General features: G+C 45.1%; 20 protein-coding genes. 12 read left to right on the forward strand and 8 right to left on the reverse strand.

Going from position 1 to position 22,609, the window contains the following annotated elements; genetic code table 11:
• Positions 1-606 precede the first annotated feature (606 nt).
• Together B3K42_RS02865 and B3K42_RS02870 are read left to right on the forward strand one after the other, a co-directional pair.
• A complete protein-coding gene (locus B3K42_RS02865; RefSeq protein ID WP_292596679.1) occupies positions 607-1,365 on the forward strand; it encodes a SagB/ThcOx family dehydrogenase in 759 nt (252 codons plus the stop codon).
• A 1-nt stretch (position 1,366) separates the two neighbouring features.
• Positions 1,367-1,810 carry a hypothetical protein gene (locus B3K42_RS02870; RefSeq protein ID WP_292596681.1) on the forward strand — a complete coding sequence of 148 codons (444 nt, stop codon included), beginning with the start codon at positions 1,367-1,369 and terminating at the stop codon, positions 1,808-1,810.
• Positions 1,811-2,051: 241 nt separating this feature from the next.
• On the opposite strand, the gene B3K42_RS02875 is transcribed toward B3K42_RS02870, so the two are convergent.
• The 4 genes from B3K42_RS02875 to B3K42_RS02890 form a co-directional block, all read right to left on the reverse strand.
• Complete coding sequence (locus B3K42_RS02875; RefSeq protein WP_292596683.1) at positions 2,052-3,434, reverse strand: sensor histidine kinase; 1,383 nt, start codon at positions 3,432-3,434, stop codon at positions 2,052-2,054.
• 4 nt (positions 3,435-3,438) lie between these two features.
• A complete protein-coding gene (locus B3K42_RS02880) occupies positions 3,439-4,104 on the reverse strand; it encodes a response regulator transcription factor (RefSeq protein WP_349680945.1) in 666 nt (221 codons plus the stop codon).
• An 80-nt stretch (positions 4,105-4,184) separates the two neighbouring features.
• Entirely contained in the window at positions 4,185-5,873 is a 1,689-nt protein-coding gene (locus B3K42_RS02885; protein ID WP_292596687.1) for an alpha/beta hydrolase-fold protein, read from the reverse strand.
• Between the two features lie 388 nt (positions 5,874-6,261).
• On the reverse strand, positions 6,262-6,501 hold the full coding sequence (locus tag B3K42_RS02890) for a chemotaxis protein (RefSeq protein WP_292596689.1): 240 nt from the start codon (positions 6,499-6,501) through the stop codon (positions 6,262-6,264).
• A 626-nt stretch (positions 6,502-7,127) separates the two neighbouring features.
• On the opposite strand from B3K42_RS02890, the gene B3K42_RS02895 reads away from it, so the two are divergent.
• The 5 genes from B3K42_RS02895 (at position 7,128) to B3K42_RS02915 (ending at position 11,367) form a co-directional block, all read left to right on the forward strand.
• On the forward strand, positions 7,128-7,985 hold the full coding sequence (locus B3K42_RS02895) for a damage-control phosphatase ARMT1 family protein (protein ID WP_292596691.1): 858 nt from the start codon (positions 7,128-7,130) through the stop codon (positions 7,983-7,985).
• A gap of 1 nt (position 7,986) precedes the next feature.
• Positions 7,987-10,332 (forward strand): Orn/Lys/Arg decarboxylase N-terminal domain-containing protein, encoded by a 2,346-nt coding sequence (locus B3K42_RS02900; RefSeq protein ID WP_292596693.1) that lies wholly within the window; start codon positions 7,987-7,989, stop codon positions 10,330-10,332.
• Positions 10,333-10,360: 28 nt separating this feature from the next.
• Positions 10,361-10,852 (forward strand): inorganic phosphate transporter, encoded by a 492-nt coding sequence (locus tag B3K42_RS02905; protein WP_292596695.1) that lies wholly within the window; start codon positions 10,361-10,363, stop codon positions 10,850-10,852.
• A 65-nt stretch (positions 10,853-10,917) separates the two neighbouring features.
• A complete protein-coding gene (locus tag B3K42_RS02910) occupies positions 10,918-11,067 on the forward strand; it encodes a hypothetical protein (RefSeq protein WP_292596697.1) in 150 nt (49 codons plus the stop codon).
• 3 nt (positions 11,068-11,070) lie between these two features.
• On the forward strand, positions 11,071-11,367 hold the full coding sequence (locus tag B3K42_RS02915) for an inorganic phosphate transporter (protein WP_292596699.1): 297 nt from the start codon (positions 11,071-11,073) through the stop codon (positions 11,365-11,367).
• Between the two features lie 237 nt (positions 11,368-11,604).
• Here the strand turns inward: B3K42_RS02915 and B3K42_RS02920 are convergent, their stop codons facing one another.
• On the reverse strand, positions 11,605-12,309 hold the full coding sequence (locus B3K42_RS02920; protein ID WP_110990528.1) for a nitroreductase family protein: 705 nt from the start codon (positions 12,307-12,309) through the stop codon (positions 11,605-11,607).
• Between the two features lie 240 nt (positions 12,310-12,549).
• The gene (locus tag B3K42_RS02925; RefSeq protein WP_110990527.1) at positions 12,550-13,086 is read right to left on the reverse strand and encodes a flavodoxin family protein; all 537 of its coding nucleotides are present in this window, start codon (positions 13,084-13,086) and stop codon (positions 12,550-12,552) included.
• Positions 13,087-13,306: 220 nt separating this feature from the next.
• Between B3K42_RS02925 and B3K42_RS02930 the strand changes: the two genes are divergently transcribed.
• The 3 genes from B3K42_RS02930 to B3K42_RS02940 all read left to right on the forward strand — a co-directional run bounded on the left by B3K42_RS02930 (position 13,307) and on the right by B3K42_RS02940 (position 15,911).
• On the forward strand, positions 13,307-14,065 hold the full coding sequence (locus tag B3K42_RS02930) for an SDR family NAD(P)-dependent oxidoreductase (protein WP_292596708.1): 759 nt from the start codon (positions 13,307-13,309) through the stop codon (positions 14,063-14,065).
• Positions 14,066-14,333: 268 nt separating this feature from the next.
• Entirely contained in the window at positions 14,334-14,897 is a 564-nt protein-coding gene (locus B3K42_RS02935; RefSeq protein WP_292596703.1) for a DUF2202 domain-containing protein, read from the forward strand.
• Between the two features lie 189 nt (positions 14,898-15,086).
• Positions 15,087-15,911 carry a DegV family protein gene (locus tag B3K42_RS02940; protein WP_110990529.1) on the forward strand — a complete coding sequence of 275 codons (825 nt, stop codon included), beginning with the start codon at positions 15,087-15,089 and terminating at the stop codon, positions 15,909-15,911.
• A gap of 804 nt (positions 15,912-16,715) precedes the next feature.
• Here B3K42_RS02940 and B3K42_RS02945 read toward each other — a convergent pair.
• Complete coding sequence (locus tag B3K42_RS02945; protein WP_110990532.1) at positions 16,716-18,509, reverse strand: S9 family peptidase; 1,794 nt, start codon at positions 18,507-18,509, stop codon at positions 16,716-16,718.
• Between the two features lie 290 nt (positions 18,510-18,799).
• Between B3K42_RS02945 and B3K42_RS02950 the strand changes: the two genes are divergently transcribed.
• Together B3K42_RS02950 and B3K42_RS02955 are read left to right on the forward strand one after the other, a co-directional pair.
• Complete coding sequence (locus B3K42_RS02950) at positions 18,800-19,141, forward strand: hypothetical protein (protein WP_258367265.1); 342 nt, start codon at positions 18,800-18,802, stop codon at positions 19,139-19,141.
• A gap of 50 nt (positions 19,142-19,191) precedes the next feature.
• Positions 19,192-19,884 carry a hypothetical protein gene (locus B3K42_RS02955; RefSeq protein ID WP_375232243.1) on the forward strand — a complete coding sequence of 231 codons (693 nt, stop codon included), beginning with the start codon at positions 19,192-19,194 and terminating at the stop codon, positions 19,882-19,884.
• Between the two features lie 530 nt (positions 19,885-20,414).
• On the opposite strand, the gene B3K42_RS02960 is transcribed toward B3K42_RS02955, so the two are convergent.
• Complete coding sequence (locus B3K42_RS02960; protein WP_110990533.1) at positions 20,415-22,205, reverse strand: bifunctional 2',3'-cyclic-nucleotide 2'-phosphodiesterase/3'-nucleotidase; 1,791 nt, start codon at positions 22,203-22,205, stop codon at positions 20,415-20,417.
• Between the last annotated feature and the right edge of the window lie 404 nt (positions 22,206-22,609).

Consider the following 22,609-nt stretch of genomic DNA (forward strand, 5'->3'; position numbering starts at 1 on the left):
TATAATTACCGGGAATGCAGGTTAGCAACCAAGACACCAACACAGAATAGATCGCTGCTGATCCAGACAGCGAATTCCTGGCGCTAGTGGGTGGAACCCTGATATGCGGATGATGCAATCTTAGAAGGGTCAATCAATGATATACTTCAGCAGTTCTCGTGTGAGAACTTTTATTTTTCGTTGCTCATACGGCGACATGGGGGAGTTATAGTCTTAGGCTCTGAGAAAATGGCCAGAATCTTTGGACGGTGAACGGCCAACGGATTTTGGCCCCCTTTTCGGGCGAACCGCCGTTCGCCCCTACAGAATCACCTAAAATTGTCATCCTGCGAAGCTTTTGCACGGGATCTCTCATATCTCGTCCATCTCACCCTCTCTACTTAATCTCGTGGGACTTCTCTCTTTTCTTTTGGCCTCCTGGCGCGTAGGCGTCAGCATCACTTCCCCGGATGATTTTCCGGGCATCACTTCCTGGGATGCTCTTCCCAGCATCACTTCCTCGCGCCAACGAGCCTCACTTCCTCCAGATTCTTCTCATTTCTGATTGAATTTGTAGGTTCTTCATTATGCTAAACTAATTAATATAGCTAAGGGAGGGAAGTTCTCATGATTACTAGAAAGGAAGGAAGGGCCTTCTTGAGCAACAAGATCTGGGAAGAAGCTGAAAGGGAGTCACGCAAGACAGATCAGATGGAGGGGAAGCCTCAGCCTCCATTGGAAAAAAGCACAGAGGGATTTGATCTCATGAAGCTCCCCGATCCCAACTCCACTGATCTACTTATGAAGGATTTTAGAGAGATTATCTTCTCGAGGGAGAGCAGGAGGGTTTACTCGGATGAGAAGATATCCCTTGAAGCGCTTTCATTTCTTCTTTGGTCTTCGCAGGGAGTAAAAGGAGTACTAAAGAACAACTACGCGACGCTGAGAACTGTTCCATCTGCAGGCGCGCGACATCCGTTTGAAACATACATCTTCGTTAGATTGGTAAAAGGATTGAAGAAGGGTTTGTATCGTTACGTGGCTCTTTCACATTCTCTGATTCTTCTGAAGGAAGGAGACTTCGCCAACGAAGTCGCCATTGCCGCTCTAGGTCAGAAGTTTGTTGGCCATTGCGCAGTCACGTTCGTTTGGTCCGTTATCCCGTACAGAACGGAATGGAGATACGATCTGACTTCTTATAAACCGATTCTCCTGGACGCGGGCCACGTGTGCCAAAATCTTTATTTGGCTTGTGAGGCTCTTAATCTTGGCACCTGTGCCATCGCTGCCTATGACCAGACCAAAATCGACAAATTGATTGGTCTTGACGGCAATGAGGAGTTCGCTATCTATATGGCTCCTGTCGGAAAACCAAAGAGGTATTGAGATGAGCATTTCAGAAAACGAACTGGCAGTTCTCGAGAAGATTTACAAGAAGGTTCTAGGCAGAGAGAAGAGGTATTTCTCGGTCGATGAACTGATTAGAGAGTCCGGCTCTTGTCCAGATGAGCTTAATGAAGCTCTGAGATCTCTTGGTGAAGAGGAACTGATCGAGATCAAGCCATTCAGAATGGGAAGGATTACTCACAAAGGCATAATGGAGGTAGAAGGTAACAGGATCCCGGAAAAAGATAAGGCAAGACAGCTGGTTCTCGCTAGAATAAACGAGCTTACCTCAGGTGATCCGGATGTGTATTTGAATATAGATGCTCTTGCTGGAGAGCTTAATATGATGAGATATGAACTCTTCGATATCTTGAACTTTCTTCAGGGCGAGGGATTGGTGAGGATTCTTTCAAGAATGTCTGTCGCAATTGTAAAAAGAGACTAAAGAAAAGAAGCCAGCTTTCTGGCTTCTTTTTTGGGGATGATGAAAAGGGCGTCTTGCTTTTCTAAATTGGAGCCTGATTCACTATCGCTTTACCGGAGTAGCTTGCTTTGTTTGCTATTCAGGCTCCTATTCCCTTCTTGCTTGATCTACATCTGTGTACGGGGATCACATCTATGTGAAACATCTATCGCTGCTCGAGATAAATATAGAACCTGTAGATTAGAGAAGAATTAGACCTGGATTAGAGTTTCTTAATCTTTGAAGGAAGAGTGATCTTGAAGGTGGATCCTTCTCCAGGGGTACTCTCCACAGATATGAGGCCTTCATGGGCCTTAACAATTTCCCGGGCTATAGATAAACCTAAACCTGTGCCCCTCGTCTGCGACCTTGCCTTATCAACTCGGTAGAATCTGTCGAAGATTCTGTCGATCTCCTCGGATTGTATACCGATACCGTTATCTTCAACAATTATCTCTATCTTTTTTGCCGAATGATTGCTGCCCGCAGCTATTCTGACACGGCCGCCTTCCGGAGTATGTTTTATTGCATTGTCAACAAGATTAAAAAGCGCTCTTGAAAGATGTTTCCGATTACCTGCTATCTCCAGGTCATATGGGCAGTCCTTCGTGATTTCGATATTCTTTTCCTCCGCAAGCACTTTGATCGTGTCAAGTACATCGTCAATCATGACACTTACCGGGAAAATTTCAAAATCACCTTTAGGAAAGTTGTTCTCGAGCCGGGTAATTATCAGAAGGTCATCGATGATACTGGTTAAGCGCTCGATTTCGTTCTCAATCTGGACAAGAGCGTTCACGTATTCATCGGATTCTCTATCTCTGTGAAGTGTTACGTCTACTATGCTTCGAATCGCAGTTAAAGGTGTTCTCAGCTCGTGAGCCGCATCTGATGTAAACTGCCTCTGCTTCTTGACCGACTCCTCAAGCCTCGCGAGCATTCCATCAAAGGTACTTGCAAGATGGCCGAGTTCATCGTTGGGCAGAGTCAGATTCAGCCTCTTGTCAAGCTTCTCCACGCTTATCTCTTCTGCGAGAAGTGTTATTCTCTCGACAGGCTCCAGCGATTTCTTTGCCATGTAAAAGCCGCCTAGTAACGCCAGAATAATTATTGTCGGACCAATCAGCATCATCAGTCGAGACAGGCGAAACAGTGCCACTCTTACACTTGACAGAGACTCACCCACCTGTAGCCATCCCCACTGACCTATCTGCAAAGTGAAGATTCTCCACACACCCACCGAGGTCGAGATACTAGCAAACTCCCTATCAGCGAGCTCAATCGAGGCTTTAAGTATTCCAAAAGGTCCAAATCCCTCGACTATGTCCCCCGAACTGTCCATCAGCCTTACTGCAAAACCTTCGGCAAGCAACCTGTTCGTGAGAGACTCCATTTCAACAGTCTTCTTGAATAACGGATAATCCTGAACGATCGCAATATTCGCCAGAAGCTGTGAAGAGACGATTCTCAGTGATGAATCGGCTTCACTATGAAGCTGTGCGCTGAGAATAGTGTATATGGAAACGCTGAATGCAAGGAGAATCACTCCAAGAAAGAGAACATACCACAGGGTTAGTTTGATTCTTATCGGGACAATCTTCTTCATCAAATCAACCCAGTCTATAACCGAAGCCTCTCACCGTATTAATGAGTTTGGTTGGAAATGGATCATCTATCTTCTTCCTCAAATATCTTATATAGACATCGACGACATTTGAGTCGCTGAAGAAGTCCTGATCCCATGCGCTTTCCGCGATTTGCGTTCGACTCAGTACCTGGTGAGCGTTTCTGGCCAGATATTCCAGAAGACGGTATTCCTTCGGGGAGAGTTCTATCTCAACATCGCCTCTCCTGACAGTATGAGAAACTGTATCTATTGAAAGATCACTGACCCTTAAAACTTGTTCGAAAGTCTCTCGTGGTCTCCTGAGCAGTGCGTTTACCCTTGCAAGCAACTCCTTGAAGGCAAAGGGTTTCACAAGATAGTCATCGGCTCCGGTATTAAGTCCCTTTACTCTCTCATCAACAGAATCAAGAGCAGTCAGCATCAGAACAGGAGTGTAGTTACCGCTCGCTCTCAGTTCTCTGCAGACTTCATAGCCGTTCTTGCCGGGAAGAAGGATGTCAAGTACGATCACATCATATTGATTAGATGAAGCGAGCATAATCGCTTCATTTCCATTCTTTGCGGCATCGACGAAAAAACCCTCTTCTTTCAAACCTTTTTGAAGAAAAGCAGAGATCGTCGCTTCATCTTCAACTATCAGAATTTTCAGAAAGACACCTCCAAGATAGAGAAACCGGAGGGTCACCCCTCCGGTCAATTCTAGCATCCCAAATCTTTATGTTGGAGTTACTAGTATATCCAGTTCTTTTCCACTTCCTCCGGAGCATTCTCTATCATGTATTCCGAAAGCTGTGAAAGCCATTCCTGTAGAGCAAGTGCTTTCTCTGGATTGACCGGGCTCCATCCCTTCCAGCCATGACCCTGATTTGGGCCGAAATCGAAGGTCATGTCGGAGACCGGGTTTTCCATCTTCTCCATAGCTGCCTTCAAAAGATAGACGGCCTCATTGAGATAATAGTTGTCCATATCGCCCACCGCAACATGCACATCACCGGCTATCTTGGGACCTATCTCTTCCCAGTTCTCCTGCAAGATGTAGTTGAGGTCGAAGTTTTCCTTCCAGTAATCGGCTACTTTCTTGTTAATCTCGCCTGTAACCTGGTCCCATATTGGCTGAGGGAATCCGTCTGCTCCCAAAGGACTGTATGTGGCTTCCCAAACGGACCACTGTCCACCAGATCTGTTGCTTGGTCCTGCAGCCATTTCGAAATAGTTTTCCTGCTTTACGGTGAATCTGATGTTTCCGTGGGTGTCTCTCGCGCTTGGTCTCTCAGTCTTAACCCAGCCAAAATCGGAGTAGTACGCATTGTCATCATTATAGATATTGATAAGCTGGTAGTAGTTGAAATCAACCCCATCGGGATACCAAACATACGTTCTTCCGAAGAAGTCAGGGCAGAAGACCTTCATCGCCAGGGCCTCCCATCCACCAGTTGACCCACCTGCCAAAATTCTCGCCCATTTCTCAGGAATCATTCTGAACTGGCTTTCTAGGTAAGGTATCAGCTCTTCAGTGATTGCAGTTCCATAAGGACCTGAGTTTACCGAGTCAACTGAATATGAAGTATCGTAGTAGGGTGTCGCATCCCTGATAGATACGGCTATGAATCTCGCATTCCCGTCTTCTGTCCAGAATTTGTAGACATCGTTGTTTGTTCTGAAACCTACCGGCGCGGAACCACCGGGGAAATGACCTTGATAATAGATCACTGGATAGTAAGCGTCGGGATTGTCGTAATAGCCTTCAGGAAGAAGGACATTGGCACCGATATACATGTCTTTTCCCCAGAACTCAGACACCACGTCGCTCTTAATCTTTATGTACTTCACCCATTCACTGTCAGTATAGTTCCCTTGCTGGAGGACCATTCCAGGCTCCAGCTCGTAATCTGACATGATCACTTCAGTGATTGAAAGTTCTACTGACCCTGGGTTTGCAGGATCCAGATAGACTTTCTTCGTCTTGCTCGTAGCATTACCAACGGATTCCCAGAACCATTGACCGTCGCCGGTATCGTCATGCATAAGAACCGTGTGACCGTCTGCCCTGTTGAATGTCGTGTAGACATTAATCAGTGCCTGAACGAAATATTCTCCAGCAGGCAAGTCAGATAGATCGATGGGATAGCCGGTTACTGCCATATCTCCATCGGAGATCTTCACAACCGATTCAGAGGTCATACCGAATACATCTTTCCCCCAGAAGGGAACTCCTCTAACATCTGTCTGCACACTTGGCTCAGTGGACGAGTCTTTGCTGACAATAACGAAGACCCTTCCGTTTACAGGTGTCTCAAGGCCGAGAGAAGCCACTGTATCAATGGCTTCCTGGCTCATTGACACTTCGAAAGTCAGTGAAAACGCCGTGAATCCAGCAAAAAGAATAACAATTAGGGCAACAAAACCCTTTCTAAACATATTTCCCACCTCCATAGAATCGTGAGTATTTGTGGAATTATTGTTAAAAATCGCAGGTCAATAACGGTCGTACTTAAATGATTGCCAAAATTGGGATTGAGGGATGCTAGCTTTGAAAGACTTTCTTTAGAAGCAACGACGACGAGCGCGGAGAGAGCGAAGTGGGTCTTCACACGAATGAAGTTTCACACTGTGAGGTTGGTTAAGTTTCATAAATTCGCATTCAACAACAGAAAGAAAGTTGAACTCCATTGTTTACCTCCTCCTCCAAACCCTATTAGGTCGGTCCTTGCTATTATACACTCCTGAAGGTTAGCAAAGTACACTATGCGAGTTTATTTACATCATCTTATGTTTTCCGTTGCTTTGCTCGCCTTTAGTCTTACATTCACTGCCTTCTTCCATGACAAAAACTGTCAAAGTCTTTGAAGTCGATATAGTCGCGAACTCTCTGAAGAGATGCCCAGATGAAGTCTTCGAAAAGCTTCGCGTCATCTTCGCTGTTTAATTCCTCAACAACATCTTCTTGCTCCGATGGACGTGTAGCGATGTATCGACTCCCCACTGCCCTGTAACTAGAATAAAGATTAAAATTGAAAATGCCATTTTCTTTTGATCTGTAATACACTGCTAACACCTCCTGTATTCCGGAACAATTATATCATCCCGTGTAACCGGGTCGGTTGCAAGAAAAAAAGGACCGTGGTTGCGGGTAGCAGCTTGGCGGTTCGAAAGAGCAGATTGAAACCGGTTCACCGTTGAGAGGTTCTCCGTTCTCGGGAAAGAACCTCTTACCGCTTACTGAGATACGCTGAACGCTGGAAAGAGCAAGGGATCAGTTGCAAGTTGAAAGTTGTCAGTTGCAGAACAAAAGACCGTGGTCGGGGGTTCGAAAGAGAAACAAATCAGTTGCAAGATGCAGTGAGTTACATGAATAAGAACCAACACTGGGAGGACAACGATAGTCCTCATATTTTGGAAGCACCATCACTTCTGCTCTTGATCTCGGAGGACTGAGGACGGTTGACGGACAACGTGGTTTTTATCGGCGGACAGCGTCTCTTTGCCCGCAAAGCGGCACTGGCCTCGCCGAAGGCGAGACTGGCCAGGCGGAGCCTGACTGGCCACCGACGGTGACTAGCCCGCATCAGCAGACTGGCTGTGAAGATCTTCCCCGCCGAGGTAGTGTGCAGGTCAAATCAAACACAGGTAGCGATTACCAAAAAACTGTATAATTCAGTGTGAGGTGATTGAATGAAGATAGATCTCAGATGTATTCCCTGCACCTTAAACAGTCTTCTCAGGATTCTTGACCAGAACCACGCCGGAGAAGAAGAGAAGAAGCAGGTGGTAAGAATCTTCATGAAGGAAGTTGCGGAGATGGACTGGTCTGACACTCCGATAGATATCGGAAGAAAGGTCGGCGAGGCTCTCGAACCTCTATTTGGCAATCATGACGCCTTCAGGGAAATTAAGAAGCTTTCAAACAAGAATCTCATGGAGATCTACGAAGACCTCAAGACGGAGCTGCTGACTCTGGATGATCCTTTGATTGGAGCACTTAAGCTCTCCGTAGCAGGAAACATCATAGATGTCGCTCCCGGCCACAAGATCGATATCCATACTACAATGAGTGAAGCTCTATCGAAGTTATTTGCAATAGATGATCTTGAAGAACTTGCAGATAGAATTCGAAGGGCAGACTCTCTGTTGATCGTCGGTGACAACTGCGGAGAGGCAGTTCTCGACAAACTCCTGCTAGATATTGCCGATGTCCCCAATAGCTACTTTTCTGTCAGAACAAAACCTGCGCTGAACGATATTACTATGGAAGAAGCGCTTGAAATAGGAATGAACGAAGTTGCAACTATTCTCGACTCGGGTGCAGATGCCCCTGGCACTCAGGAAAAGACAATGAAGAGAGGTTTTTTCGAAGTCTATTCAAGGGCAGATGTAGTAATCTCTAAAGGACAGGGCAATCTAGAAGGTTTGAGCTCCGCAAGACGCGAGATCTTCTTCTTGCTCATGGCCAAGTGCGAGGTGATTGGCGGTTTCCTGGGAGTTCCAAAGGGTTCGTTCGTTGCCTACAAAAAGGCAGAATCGAGGGGATAGAATGGAGCTTTTCAAAGACTTTCCGGTTCTTGTTGTCGATGATGATTTACGTTCCGAAAATACCGGTGGAAGAGCTACAAGGGAGATTGTCAAAGAGCTTCAGAAGAGAGGCTTTTCCGTCATTGAATCTTACTCAGGCTACGACTGTAGAATCGAGTTCATGTCTCATTCGAATGTCAGCTGTGTTTTGCTCGATTGGGATCTCGTAATAAAACCGGACGCAGAGTTTTTGGGACCGGGCGAAATTATTGAGATGATTCGTGGAAGGAATATGCTTATTCCAATCTTCCTTATGACTGAGAAATTGAAAGTAATGGAGATTCCTCTAGAAATAGTCAGTCAGATCGATGGCTATGTTTGGAAGCTCGAAGATAGCCCATCTTTCATTGCGGGAAGGATCGAGGAAGCAACTGAGCGATACATGGACGAACTTCAGCCTCCCTTTTTGAAAGAGCTCATAAGATACGTAGATGAATTCAAGTATTCATGGCACACCCCAGGCCACAGCGGTGGAGAGGCTTTCTTGAAGTCATCTACCGGGAAGATCTTCCATAACTTCTTCGGCGAGAATATTTTCAGGAGCGACTTATCCGTTTCGGTGCCGGAACTCGGATCGCTCCTTGAGCATACAGAAGCTATTGGAGAATCGGAAAAGTCAGCGGCCAAGATTTTCGGTTCCGACGAGACTTACTTTGTAACGAACGGTACCTCCACATCCAACAAGATCGTCTTCCATTACTGCGTGACCCCGGGAGACATAGTTCTAGTTGACAGAAACTGTCACAAGTCGATTATGCATTCAATAATAATGACAGGCGCCATTCCGATTTATCTTACTCCCAGCAGGAACTCGCTCGGAATAATCGGACCTATTCATGAAGAGAATTTTGAATGGAGCGAGATAGAGAAAGCGATAAAGGAAAGCCCTCTCGTCGAAGATAAAGAGAACTTCAAAATAAAGCTGGCCGTCGTTACAAATTCCACTTACGACGGTCTCTGCTACAACGCAAAGACAATTCTGGACGGGCTTGAGAAAGTGGTAGATTTCGTGCTTTTCGATGAGGCGTGGTACGCGTATGCGAAATTCCACCAGATGTATCTCGGCCGCTTCGGCATGTCGCCAGATATTGACAGAGAAAAGTCGCCGGTGGTCTTCTCAACTCATTCCACCCACAAGCTTCTCGCTGCCTTCTCTCAGGGTTCAATGATTCATGTCAAGGACGGGAGAAAGAGGGTTGATCACGGAAGATTCAACGAAGCATACATGATGCATATGTCAACCTCTCCCCAGTACGCAATAATTGCCTCGCTGGACGTGGCAGCAAAAATGATGGCCGGCAACGCCGGAAGATTCCTGATAGATGAAACAATACAAGAGGCAATTATCTTCAGAAAGAAGATGAAGCATCTGAAAAAAGAGATCGAACTGAAAGAAACCGAACGAAAGAGAAGATGGTGGCTGGAAATATGGCAGCCACAAAAGGTCTCAGTTGAGACAGAAAACGGGCAGAGAAAAACCTTCGATCTCGAAGATATAGATGAGTCTATTCTCAAGGACAGACCAGACTGCTGGTACCTGAAAGCAAACGAAGACTGGCACGGATTTGGAAAGCTCGAAAACGACTACGTTCTCCTCGATCCGGTGAAAGTTACTGTTATGACCCCTGGAATAACAAGACAGGGACGAATGAGAAACTGGGGTATACCCGCAACGATAGTCACTACCTTCCTTAGGGACAGAGGGATAGTCGTTGAGAAATCCGGTCATTACTCATTCCTGATACTCTTTTCTCTGGGACTGACAAAGGGAAAATCCGGAACACTGCTAGCAGAGCTTTTCACTTTCAAGAAGCTTTTCGACGAAGACGCTCCTCTGGATGATGTATTTCCGGATATTGTGAGAGAGTTTCCAAAGAAGTATGGAAAGATGACCCTTCAGGAGCTTTGCAGACAGATGCATGAATACCTCAGGAAGGTGAGAATTACGAAGGTTCTCAAGGACGTCTATTCTCACAATCCCGAACAGGTAATGCTTCCCGCAAAGGCATACTCGGAACTCGTCAATGAAAATACAGAGCTAGTAAGAATCCGCGAACTTCAAAACAGGATATCGGCCGTCATGGTTGTTCCGTATCCTCCCGGAATACCCGTCATAATGCCTGGCGAGAGATACACAGACGAAACAAAGCGAATAGTTGAGTATCTCAATCTATCCGAAGAGTTCGATAACAAGTTCCCCGGTTTCGAGAATGAGATGCATGGCTTAAAAATGAAGATAGACAGCAACAACAAGAAGAGATACTATACATACTGCTTGAAGGAGATCGAACAGTCAGAAGGCGAATAGAAGTATAAGTCTACTTTGAGTTGCTTATTTGGGCGAACAGAACCTAAACTTTGATGCTATAATCCTCCTAATCACTGATCATGAAGGGATAGTTTTGCTTCTCGCATTCTTGCCTGCTGTCTTCTTCGGATGGACTCTCGGAAGGAACGACGCAGCCAATATTTATGGTACAACCGTAACAAGCGGTATTTTGAAATACAGATCAGCAGCTTTGATCTCAAGCTTCGCCGTGCTGGCGGGAGCAATGCTCGGTGGCGCTGGCGGAATGGAGACTCTGTCAGGCCTGAGTTCTCACACACTTCTTTCAGCTTCAGTGAATGCGGCTGCTGCAGGAATATCCGTCCTCCTGCTTAACAGACTGGGATTGCCAGTTTCCTCTTCCCAGGCAGTCGTCGGCTCTTTAATCGGAATTGGCTTGCTTAAAGGCGGCGTTGATTGGCTTATCGTGCTCAAGATTGTAGCCTGCTGGATAACGACTCCTCTGGGCGCTGCAATTGCAGCTTTCCTTCTTATCGACTGATTGGTTCTGCTTTCAGAATGATTCATTCAATTCTGATACAGGACCTTCTCCTAAGAGCACTCGCTGTGATTAATGGGGGCTTCGAGTCTTTTGCTCTTGGCGCAAACAATGTCGCCAACATTACGGGGACCTTCGCGTACATTATTGGAATCGACAAAGCCGTTCTAACTGGAGGCCTAACCATTTCGGCAGGAGCAATAATCTTCAGCAAGTGAGTCATGTACACAATCGGAACGAGGATAGTCGCACTTGAATCGTTTGCTTCTGTTATAGCGCTTCTAGCTCAATCACTTACTGTTTCGGTACACGCCTTCACCGGCGTCCCGGTTTCCGTATCACAGGCAATTGTGGGAGCAGTCCTAGGAGTCGGTCTTGCAAGAGGATCGAGAAACTTTGACGAAAGGCTCATTAAGAGAATTCTCTTTGGATGGGTATCTACACCTGTGATCTCGGGGCTGATCTCAGTTACTCTCTATATAGCTTTTACTTCATTGGCGGCGCTTTTGGGCAAGTAGAGACTTGCCAAGTATGCGGAATTGAAGGTCTGAAGAAAGAAGTGCAGAAGAGCTTTTGCGTTCAATAAAACGACAGAACCTGGATTCTGAGAACTCTCTTTCTATTTTCTTAACCGATAGATGCTTTCTTCCTCTTCTGTGGACAGAAATCACCCGAAAACTTTTCCTTCAGAGAAGGCTTTTGAACCGTTTAGAAAAGAGGCTTCGGATTTGTCGCTGAGATCCAATCGATAGTCTTCAGAATCTCAATAAATATGTTCTTTCGCTCTTCGCCTCAACTTGTGCCTCACTATTAATGGCCTTTGCCATTAGGTACATATGGGAGAGCACAACGCCCAGATCAATTGCAATTACTTCTTCATAAATCAAAGGGATTTTCTTCCATCCGTGAACTGCAATTTCGTTCTTGCTCAAGATTTCGAACTTCCAAGGCTGCCGGTTGAACGACGAGGGCGCCATCCTACCCGCGTTCACAATGTCTTTTATCCTGCTGTCCACGTACTCTTCTCTACCAAACACAACCTCTTCAAAGGGCTTTCTGTTGGCATCTCTGTATAAGAAACGCGATGCTCTCTCGACGATATCCTCATTACTGTTGGCCTGAAAGCCCACGATAACCATAGATAGATAATTGGGCAGACGAGCCCAGCTTGTAGAGAATCCCTTCAGAGTTAGATTAAGAACTATTTGCTCACCTTCGAAACCGTACTTGACCAGCTTTGGCGTCGTGAATTCTTTTAGTTTCGCCAGTACAATTCCCGAACCTGATGGAAACTGCGGAGTGAAATACCACTGTAAAGGAGAATCTGAGTTTATTGGGATAATGTCTCCAAGAGCAAGATGCACCTCTTTCATCTGCTCAGGAGACAACTGTTTTTCCAGGAACTTTCTCTGAGTTACTCTTTGGCCTATAGCTTTCATGATCTCCTGCTTGCTTAACATTCAATCACCTCTTTACTATATTCTATATAATTTGACAATAAAACTCAAGATTAATCTTCTGAGTGGTTTTCAAGATGAAAACGAGTAGTTCGAAGAACAAGATATGCACTATTGAAAACCCTCTGACGATCGGCATTTCTCCCCAAGGAGTCACTTCACAGAGAGACAAATTACAATTCTTCCACAAAATAAGAGGCTGAGGATAAACCTCAGCTCCGAAAAATTATGAGTCGAATTATATTACAGACCTTCCCGTAATTCCCTAGCCCACTCCTTTGCCGTTTCAACGTATTCATCTAGCCTGGAAGAAGGTGATTCGAAGTCGCTCTCCTGTATCACATCATTACCCTTCAGTGCCTTCTTGAGATTCTCAAAGGCAGCACCGATCATTCCATCATGTGTACAGAAAAGAGCTATCTTCTTTCCCTCCAGCTTGTTTTCTTCAAGAAATGTACTGATAGGCGGCGCATAAGTAAGTGCCCAGACGGGACTGCCGATGATTATCAGATCGTATTTGTTCGGATCAAACCTATATGGCTCAAGTTCAGGCTTGTCATTCATAGTTACCGATTCGCTTCCCCAGATGTGCTCCTTGTCAGGATCGTATCCGGGAGTGGTCTCTATTTGCTTGGCATTCTCAACATGGTGATAGTAGGTTCGTGCAAAGTCCCCTGTGGGCACAAGCCTTAGAAGGTCAGCATCGATTGAAGAGGCCATAGCCTCTGCAAGAGCTTTTGTACTTTCATCGTATGAGAAATAAACAACAATAGACTTCATTCTATTACCTCCTTTCAAAGCTATTATAGCTTGACTTAGCGATGAAATGAAAGTATCTGTTTTTGGCAACTAGGAAATGTCAGAACCAGTCATTGGAGAACCGCAACTTTCTTCACATCTTCACCTCCAAAACTTGTCAACAACATTATGCAACTTTCTTGACGAATAAACTCAGATGAGCAGAGAACAATGTAGTCTGGACTGGTTATAATTGGCCGAGGTGATAATTTTGAAGAGAGCACTAATTACCGGAGCGTCATCGGGAATAGGCAAGGTTTTTTCCTATGAGCTTGCAAAGCGTGGGTATGAAACGGTTCTTGTAGCCAGGCGACTAGAAAGACTACAGACGATTTCCGATCAAATTGAGAGAGATCTAGGAGTCAGATCTATTCCGCTGAAAGGTGATTTGACGAATGAAAACGACCTGGTTGAAGTTTCGAAACTCCTGAAAGACGTAGATCTTCTCATAAACAACGCAGGGTTCGGATTGATAGGTCCCTTTGAGGATATTGAAGCAGATAGAGAAATGCAGATGATCAAGCTGAATATTGGAGCTCTTTACTTCTTGACAAAGAAATATGCTCTTATGCGCAACAGCATTGGTGGAGAAATCATAAACGTCGCTTCTACTGCCGCCTACTTGCCTGTGCCCGGAATGGCGGTTTATGCTGCTACAAAGGCCTTTGTACTTAGCTTCAGCGAAGCCGTAAGCGAAGAACTGCAGCCTAAGGGCTTCAAAGTGATGGTTCTGTCTCCGGGACCGACTAGAACAGAGTTTTTCGATGTCGCTTCGGGAGGAAGGAGGCAGCTGCCGGGATCAATGTCGCCCGAAGAAGTTGTGAAAAGGGCACTAGATGCATTTGAAAAAGGAAAGAGAAGCGTAGTAAGCGGGCTGATCAACAAAATAATCGCTTCCGGGTCAAGGCTGGTCCCCAGGGCTATTGCGTTGAAAGCGGCCAGGAGGGCATTTGAGGATTAGGTAAGAACATTCTCTCTTATAAAGGATCGACATGTAACCTTAGCGATTGGCCGTCTATAAGGATTGAGACCATCTTAATTTCTTAACTCATTTTCTAGGAAAAACTGAGAAATTTGTGTTAACTGCCAGGCTTTGATAGTTGCCTCTTCTTAAGAGTAGTTTTGCATAACGCCAGGACTCTAAGCGAACTATAAGCAAGGGTTTTCAGGAAACTCTAAGAATGAGAGCTTAATATCTCATCGAGATCCAAATAATGGAGGTATCGAATATGAAGAGAGTATTTTCAGCAATATTAGTGTTTCTTATTATTGGTTCAATGACACTGGCCAGCGGCTTAATGACTGAGGAAGATGGAACTGCATTCATGAGAGAAGAAGAAAAGTTAGCTCACGACGTCTATACCGTACTCTATGAAATATGGGAATTGAATGTCTTCAGTAACATAGCTAGAAGCGAACAGACTCATACAGAAGCAGTTCTTTCTCTGATCGGTGATTCTGGCATGGTAGATCCCGTAGGCGAAAATGAAGTTGGAGTCTTCACTAATTCGAAGCTTCAGGAGCTTTATGATGAACTCATTGAGAGTGGAAGCAAATCTCTTCTGGATGCGGTAAAAGTTGGTCTTCTGATAGAAGAGATAGATATTAAGGACCTGGAAGAGTTGCTTGAGGGAGACATCGACTCGAGAACTGCGACGGTATACGAAAACCTGCTTAGAGGTTCTGAGAACCACCTCAGGGCATTCCTCAGGCAGTATGAGAGACTTGCGGGAAGCTATACGCCTGAAGTACTCGATTCAGAAAGGTTTGACGAGATAGCATCTGGCAGATAGACTGAACAGTAAATAGGATTCATTGGGGCGGACATTCCGCCCTTTCTTTTTGGAATTGGTTATTCTGAGGCCTTTAGAGACTTTTTTCCACTAAGATAATTTCAAGTATTAGACGACTTTCTAACCGACCATTGCTCAGGACTCGTAATGACATACAATCTTATTATCTGAACATAGAGGAGGGGTACAGTGGTCAGGATAGTGACGGACAGCTCATGTGATTTGCCGGTTGAAACGCTAAAGAAGTATGGTATTCCCTTTGCCTCTCTCAACATTTTCGTTGATGATATGACTTTCAAGGAAGATATCGGCATTACTCCAGAGGAGTTCTGCCGATTGATGGGTAAATCACGTGAACTCTCGAAGACATCTCAGCCTTCGCCAGCCGATTTTGCAGGGATTTTTGAGGATATTCAGAAGAAGGGCGAAACTCCACTGTGTATTACAATATCATCGAAACTCAGTGGTACCTATCAATCAGCGGTCCTTGGCGCCAAAATGAGCGGAGGCAAGGCGATTATATTTGATTCTCTTGCAGGTTCGATTTCGCATGGTATCCAGGTGCTGATGGCCGCTAGAATGGCTGAATCGGGTGCTAAGTTGGACGAAATAGTCGAAGCACTTGAAGAGTACAGAAAAGACGTGAAGATAATCATCTCTCTTGCGACAGTGGAGAATATTGTCAAAGGTGGCCGTCTGAGCAAATTTCAAGGGAGCCTGGTCAACATATTGAACATGAAGATTATCCTGCACGGTATAAATGGCGAAGTGAAACTCCTTAAGAAGGTAAGAAGAAGCAGGAGATTTAGAGAAGCAATAATTGAGTTGATAGCTGCTGCCTCAAAAACCGGAAAGAAGATTTTTGGCATTACTCACGTCAATAATCTGGAAGATGCTGAATTCTTTGCTTCTGAAATAAGAAAACGCGTGCGAGATTCGGAAGTCATAATTGGAAAGATGGGTCCTGCAATTGCCACATACGCTGGAGAGGGCGGACTTATATTGGCGCTCTGAACTCACCATTTAGGGTAACCAAGAAGGCCCAGAAAACTTGAGATTACAGGTTGCCGGTTGCATTGACAGAAGAACAAGATTCTGAATCAAGAAAGAAAGCAGAGAAATGCGAAGCTGGAGAACAGCGTGCCCGTAGGCAATACCGATTCGCAGCGAAGTATTCTCTTTCATCGTCGGCGGTCATACTCTTAGCCGACAAAGACGTTGAATCTCTTTTCTGGAAGAGTTCATTATGAGGAAGAATTAGACTTCCATTCTTTCAATAAACTGTCAAATCTTCATTGAGGATCAGACGAACTAATTCATGCGTAGGATTACGAATTCGCCCACGCAACTTCTGAAGAAAGAAGCTGGGCAATGAACTCGAGGACCAATCGATGATTCTCACGATTCCAGCGCCAAACTGAGGATGCTTTTGGCATCCTTGGTTGTTCTGTTGACAATCTTCCACGGAGGATCGAAGATCTCTTCCTTCCCGGAGGTTCAGTACCAGCAAATAGCAGTTCTTCGAAGCACAACCAGGAAACTTCCTGGAAGACAAACAGATCAAGCCAAAGCTGTGCCAGGCTCTCAAAAGAACGGCATATTCGTCGATAGTTGATTAGGAACTTCTTTGTCGGTTTTCTTTGGCCATATCGGGGGTACAACTGATCATTGATGAACAGCTCTTGTTACATCTCTTCCTATTGAACGGTATGTGAAACTCTCGACAACGCTCATGCTAATCGTCACGATATACTACGTTCTCGTCTTCTCGAGGTTGAATCCAGTTTTCTCCTCACTAATACCAGTAACTGAATATCCCTAGCGCAAATACTTATCAAGAAAGGCGAGCATAGCATTTGCACCTCTTATCCTATTTGCTTTCTTTTTGAAGCCATGTCCTTCATCTTCGAACACTACATATTCAACGGGAACATCTTTTCTCTTAAGACTCTCAACGATTTCGTCTGATTCTACCTTCAATACTCTTGGATCATTTACACCCTGAAGAACCAGGAGTGGTCTTTCAATCTTTTCGACGTGAAAGAGAGGGGAAATGCTCTTGAGGTATTCTTCCTCTTCAAAGGGGTTTCCAATCTTCGTGTATAAGAGGTCTTTGATAGCTTTCCACCAGGCAGGCACTTCTTTGAGAGTTCTCACCCAGTTCGAGACACCAAAAAAATCCGTACCCACCTTGAACTCCTTCGGCCTGAAAGCAAGTGCCGCTAGAACCATGAATCCGCCGTAACTTCCACCATTTATTCCTATTCTTTCTTCGTCGATGAAATCAAGGGTGGCCAAATACTTAGCGGCGGCCACGCAATCATCCAGATCTGCTTCTCCGTGCTTGTGATCCGCGGCTTTGAAGAAGCTCTTTCCGTAGCCGGAGCTTCCTCTGTTATTGACTGCATAAATAGCATATCCATGATTTGCAATGAACTGGATCTCAGGACTGTATCTTGGCAGAGACTGACCTCCCGGTCCTCCGTGAACCCATACAATCGCAGGTGCTTTTTCGTTTGGCGGAACATTTCTAGGTGGATAGAAAATCCCAGGCACTTGGAGACCGTCGTATGAAATGAAGCGGAGTACCTTTGCTTCAGAGAGGTCATTACTGTTTACTTCTTCGCTCATGGAATCAGTGAGCTGCTCTGTCTCCTTCGTCTCGAGATCGATCGCAAAGATATTAGGAGATGATGTCGCCGAGTCACAAAGATAGTACAAGAAGCGGCTATCCTTGCTGAAGCATTGATCGTAAACGACACCACCCGTCTCCACGGGAGACATCTTAGGGGAATTGTCTTTTGTGTCGATTATATGGAGTTCGGAAAAACCGTCTCTATTGACGATAAGCACAGCGGTTTCCCCGTCTTCCGATATCCTCCCGGGGAATATGTCCCAATTGAAGGCAAGGATCTCTTCACGTTCTTTGCTTTCTATATCCGTTACCCACAGTGTCATGAATTCCCCTTCAATGTCCGATATACAGTAAAGCTTCATCGAGTCTTTTGAGAAGAAGAGAGGTATGAAATTTGCTTCTCCTTCATGGGGGGACAGAAGTGTTGTTTCCCCGCTTAGCAAGTCATGGAGATAGACATTAGAATTGTTTGCAGTCTCGGGCTTATGAAGGGCGAGAAACCTTTCATCATGCGAAATTGGACCCAGTTCATACAAGTCTTTGTTTTCGAAGACCAGCTCACCTGCTAGATCGGCCTTATCAAACCGATAAAGATCGAATCTACTTCTATCAATCTTGTTCGAATAGTAGTAAACACTATTGCCCACGCAGACGTGAAATCCTGACTTGGTATTTTCGAAAGGGGTCAGATCTTTGATTTCCCCTTCTGTTCCTAGATAGAGATGATGCAGTTCATCGCCGCCCTTGTCCATTGCAAAAATGAAGCTTCCATCTTCGTAGACGTGAGACACCAATGCGTTTTCGGTGAGTGATGTTATCTGCCTGTGCTTTCCCTTCTCCTTATCTAGTTCAAAGATATTGTAGTTGCCCGTTTTGTCTGACGAGTAAAGAATTCTTTTGGAATCGGGAGATACCGCGAATGATGCAATGGTCTCATTCTCCATAAGATCTTCAATCGAGTACTTCTTCTCAGTCATCTAATTCCTCCTTGAATGTTCTACTGCCAAACAACAGCGAATTATCATAGGGCATGGTTCTGTATGGTCCAATGGTGTGTTAGGCTTCCTTATTGCAATCATATAACAAGTAGCCATCAGTTGGGCATATCGTTGACAGATGACCTTATTACTCTCAAATCTTGCAACTCGCATTTGAACTTTCCCGAGGAAAAGAAGATTTCTGACTCTAACGAAGAACGACGTTACTGGAATGTTAAAAATGGAGTCACCAAAGATCCTGGAAGCGATGTACGAATAGGAGTGATGATATGAGAGAAATTATCAGAAATAGAGGGCTGGCGCTTGCGGGACTTCTGCTAGAAATAGGGGTCCTTTTGATAGGTGCAGCAGTGATAATCCGTCCTGAAATTTTGGGATTCAGTTTTGGTTCTGGCTGGTCATTCACTGGAACGAAGTTCAACGAAGACTTCTCAGAGACAATCACCGAGAAAATAAACTCATTGGAAATCGACACCCTTAACGGAAAGGTCGAAGTAGTGGGCTGGGAAAGAGATTATGTTGAAATCAAGGTTGAACAGTCAATTAGGTTTCAAACGAAAATCTCAAAGAAGAGTATCTTGAAAAGACCAGACCGGTCATCAATGCAGTAGATGGTAAGCTTACGGTGATTGTTCCCAAACTATCTCAGACAAATGAATTTATGGGGCAGGCAACAACAATTTATCTGAGTGTCCCGTCGGAAACGGTGGAAGATATAATGGTGAATACTACCAACGGAGCAATCGTTTTCAAATCACTCAATGCCTCAATAAGAGGTAGAAGCAGCAATGGAGGTTTGGAGCTGATCTCCGTCTCGAAAAGCATAAAGCTTGAAACCTCTAATTCGCCCATTTTTGTCGAGGAATGTGCCGGGATCATGGAACTCAGATCCACCAACGGTGCGTTCGAAGCAAAGGGAATATCAGGAACCCTCATCGTAGAGACAAGCAATGCTCCGATAACAATCGAAAAGGGAACTATCAATGTTTCGGCAAATTCCACGAACGGAGCAATCATAATCACTGAGAGCTCACTTCTCGGTGATAGGAATTGTTTCGAAACCTCAAACGCGAAGATTGTCTGCGACGCGATCCTTCCAGATTTCGGAGTTCTTGAACTGCTATCCACAAATGGGAGTATCAGCATCGTTTTAGATGACTCGATCCGTGCAGAGATAAGCGCATCGACAACCAACGGAACCGTCAATTTGAAGGGTCTTACCGTAGGTGTAATCAGTTCGAGTTCAACTAGCTTGAGAGGTTCTCTGAACGGTGGCAATGGGCTCTCAATAAACATGAAAACCAGTAATTCAAACATTACTATCGACAAGCTCGATGCTGAAGATTCAATCTAGTAATAGAAAAGGGTGGATTTGAAGCATATTCCCATTTCCCGAACGCATTGTGTGGCGCGAATTTTCAATAGTCTTAAAATGGAAGCTAGACTGTCTTCTTTATAATCCAAGATTGAGATTTCAAGAAGAGTTCAAAATCACAGGTTGTAACGTTGAAAGAGTTTTGTTTGCTTGCCGCCTACACGATAAGGTCAGGATTTAAGGATATAGAGTGGGATTATCAGCCGAGTGTAGATGATGGATAGTTGGATGCAGAATGCTCTGTATGTCATTTGCAGAAAGAAGCGGAATCTGATTGACTACACTGATCACCCAAATCTCATTGAGCGACGCAAGGATCCCGAAAAAGCGCATAATTTCATCTCACTGATTTCCGATCTGGTCAGAACGGAGTGCGTAAATTGAAGAGGCGTGCTCATGTAAGAAGGGCTTGTGATCATGTTCAATATGCTATTTCGAGCAGTATATGGCGATGAATGACAAAAAAACCGGAGGTATTTTACCTCCGGTTCTGTTTTTGGCAAGTGATTCTAGTCAGAGACTGTCAGCGGGACGTTCTCTGCGAGCTCTACGAGATCTACTTCGAAGAGTCGGTCTCCGATGTACTTTATGCCCTTTATTCCAAGTTCTTTCGCCAAAGTTGCCGCTTCATCTCTGGATGTGAATGTGATTCTTCCTGCTGACTCAAATGGAACTATAGACCAGTTGTAGGAAGGCGAGGGGGTAATAGTACCCTTCTCGATTATGTAGTCAATTATTACGCTTCTGTTCTCAACTGTAGATGAAAGAACAATATCCGCGTCGACTAGATGATAACCGCCTCCACCTGCGCGGTAGTTGTTTGTGACAACGAGGAATTCCATATCGTCTTCGACTTCTTCACCCTCATAAGTGAGATTCACGATTCTTTGACCTTTGGGGTTTCGGACATCTATCTGGTAGTTGATTCCTTCAATTATATCGAAGTTATACGATGAGAAACGCGCCAGGAGGTTCTGATCCTCAGTACTGCTTGGATCAATCTGGTTGAAGTTTTCGGCGCACTTTTCCAGCCAGCCTTTTAGCTCTATGCCGTTTACTTTCACAACGTGCAGTGTGTTCGAGTATATATAGATGTCTGCGGCATTCATTATTTTGACGTCTCCAGCTTCAACACTGGTGTTGGTTCTGAATGGCGCCGCGGCTGAAAGCAGTGGCATTCCTTCAAATTCAGTTCCCCTGAAATACTCACTTGCATACCAGAGCTGTGCTTCGTTGACGAGCTGAGTGACTTCGTTATCGATTACTCTACTGAAGTATCCCTTGATAGGTACGGTTGTCGTCCCAACCGGGGCCATTACGTAATCAATGGTTGCTTCGTGCTGTTCCTTAACTGCTTCGACTATTTCAGTCGCAGATTCAATCTTTTCGTCAACATGCCATAGCTGTGGACAAGAAGAGAAGACCTCCCATTTTCCATCCTGATTAAGAAGATGAAAATGGATCAATCCTAGAGAACCTCCCCAGCTACCGGCCATAGTAACGGGGACTCCATCGATTGTGTCGGCGATTCTTCCGTGACTGTGACCCATGATAATTGCATCTATTCCTTCAACGTTTTCGAGTATTGCTTCTGCGTCTGAGCTTCCCTGGTGAAGGGAAACTATGACGAGGTCAACTCCCTCCTCCCGCAGTTCGGGGACGTACTTGGCAGCTGCTTCGACTATAGGTTCGGCATAGACTTTTCCTTCGAGGAGAACTCTGTCCCACATCATTATTTCCGGAGGAAGAAAGGCTATAACACCAATCCTAATTGGAATTCCATCGACTTCTCTTTCCAGTATCACATAAGGATCGTACCTGAGTTCTTCGGTGTCTGCGTTGTACAGATTTGCGGAAATCATTGGAAAATTCGCAGATGCAATCGCCAGGTCCAGATATTCAAGACCGAAATTGAATTCGTGGTTTCCAATTCCAACTACGTCATAATCCATGATATTCATGGCTTCGATTATCGAGGGAGTGTCTCCCATTTTGATTGGATCGATTCTTGCCTCACGCTCTGCGAGAACGCTTCCTTGAATAGTATCTCCCGTGTCGATCAAGACGGTGTTTCTGTACAGCTCCCTTGCCATCTTGATGAGAGTGAAAGTTTTGGCAGCGCCGTAATCACTCACTTCTTCTACAGTCAGGTAATCGTAAGGCATAACATAGCCATGAAGGTCCGTTGTTCCCATAATCACGAGTTCGTGAATCGAGGTCTTTCCGAATGCCATTGCGGGGATTAGCGTAGCGAGAATCAGGACGATTACAACTGCAGGAATTCTTCTCTTCCAGTTCAATAGCTCCACCTCCATTTAGGTTGGCCAGCACTGTTGTCTGCCGGATGAATGATTACCCCCTGACCGTGAGAATGCTTTGCCAAAGATAATCACGGATTTCAAAGAATGTTTCGAAACAGTACTATTTTACTATACTCATACGGCCCCAACAAGAAAGAAAAAGTACATCTCAGTAAATGAAAGTAGGCTGTCTAATTAAGAGGGAGAGCGGAAGAACCGGCTCTGGGGTTTTGGACTCTAGGGTCAGGCGAAAGCCGGTAAATGGCTAGAAGCTCTTGCTCGCAGAGAGCCTCATCTTTTTTACACTGGACAATGGGGATATACTATTCGACTGGATAGTGGGAGCCGGATGAATCGAGAGGTTCGAGTCCGGTTCTGAGAGAGCCTGGGGGTGAAATCCCCCT

The organism is Mesotoga sp. UBA6090 (assembly GCF_002435945.1).
Taxonomy (GTDB): Bacteria; Thermotogota; Thermotogae; order Petrotogales; family Kosmotogaceae; genus Mesotoga.

Coding starts and splice junctions, on each gene's coding strand:
- B3K42_RS02885 (WP_292596687.1), bottom strand. CDS start 5,873: ATGTTTAGAAAGGGTTTTGTTGCCCTAATTGTTATTCTTTTTGCTGGA.
- B3K42_RS02925 (WP_110990527.1), bottom strand. CDS start 13,086: ATGAAGTCTATTGTTGTTTATTTCTCATACGATGAAAGTACAAAAGCT.
- B3K42_RS02895 (WP_292596691.1), top strand. CDS start 7,128: ATGAAGATAGATCTCAGATGTATTCCCTGCACCTTAAACAGTCTTCTC.
- B3K42_RS02875 (WP_292596683.1), bottom strand. CDS start 3,434: ATGAAGAAGATTGTCCCGATAAGAATCAAACTAACCCTGTGGTATGTT.
- B3K42_RS02865 (WP_292596679.1), top strand. CDS start 607: ATGATTACTAGAAAGGAAGGAAGGGCCTTCTTGAGCAACAAGATCTGG.
- B3K42_RS02920 (WP_110990528.1), bottom strand. CDS start 12,309: ATGTTAAGCAAGCAGGAGATCATGAAAGCTATAGGCCAAAGAGTAACT.
- B3K42_RS02945 (WP_110990532.1), bottom strand. CDS start 18,509: ATGACTGAGAAGAAGTACTCGATTGAAGATCTTATGGAGAATGAGACC.
- B3K42_RS02955 (WP_375232243.1), top strand. CDS start 19,192: ATGGGGCAGGCAACAACAATTTATCTGAGTGTCCCGTCGGAAACGGTG.
- B3K42_RS02900 (WP_292596693.1), top strand. CDS start 7,987: ATGGAGCTTTTCAAAGACTTTCCGGTTCTTGTTGTCGATGATGATTTA.
- B3K42_RS02915 (WP_292596699.1), top strand. CDS start 11,071: ATGTACACAATCGGAACGAGGATAGTCGCACTTGAATCGTTTGCTTCT.
- B3K42_RS02950 (WP_258367265.1), top strand. CDS start 18,800: ATGAGAGAAATTATCAGAAATAGAGGGCTGGCGCTTGCGGGACTTCTG.
- B3K42_RS02870 (WP_292596681.1), top strand. CDS start 1,367: ATGAGCATTTCAGAAAACGAACTGGCAGTTCTCGAGAAGATTTACAAG.
- B3K42_RS02935 (WP_292596703.1), top strand. CDS start 14,334: ATGAAGAGAGTATTTTCAGCAATATTAGTGTTTCTTATTATTGGTTCA.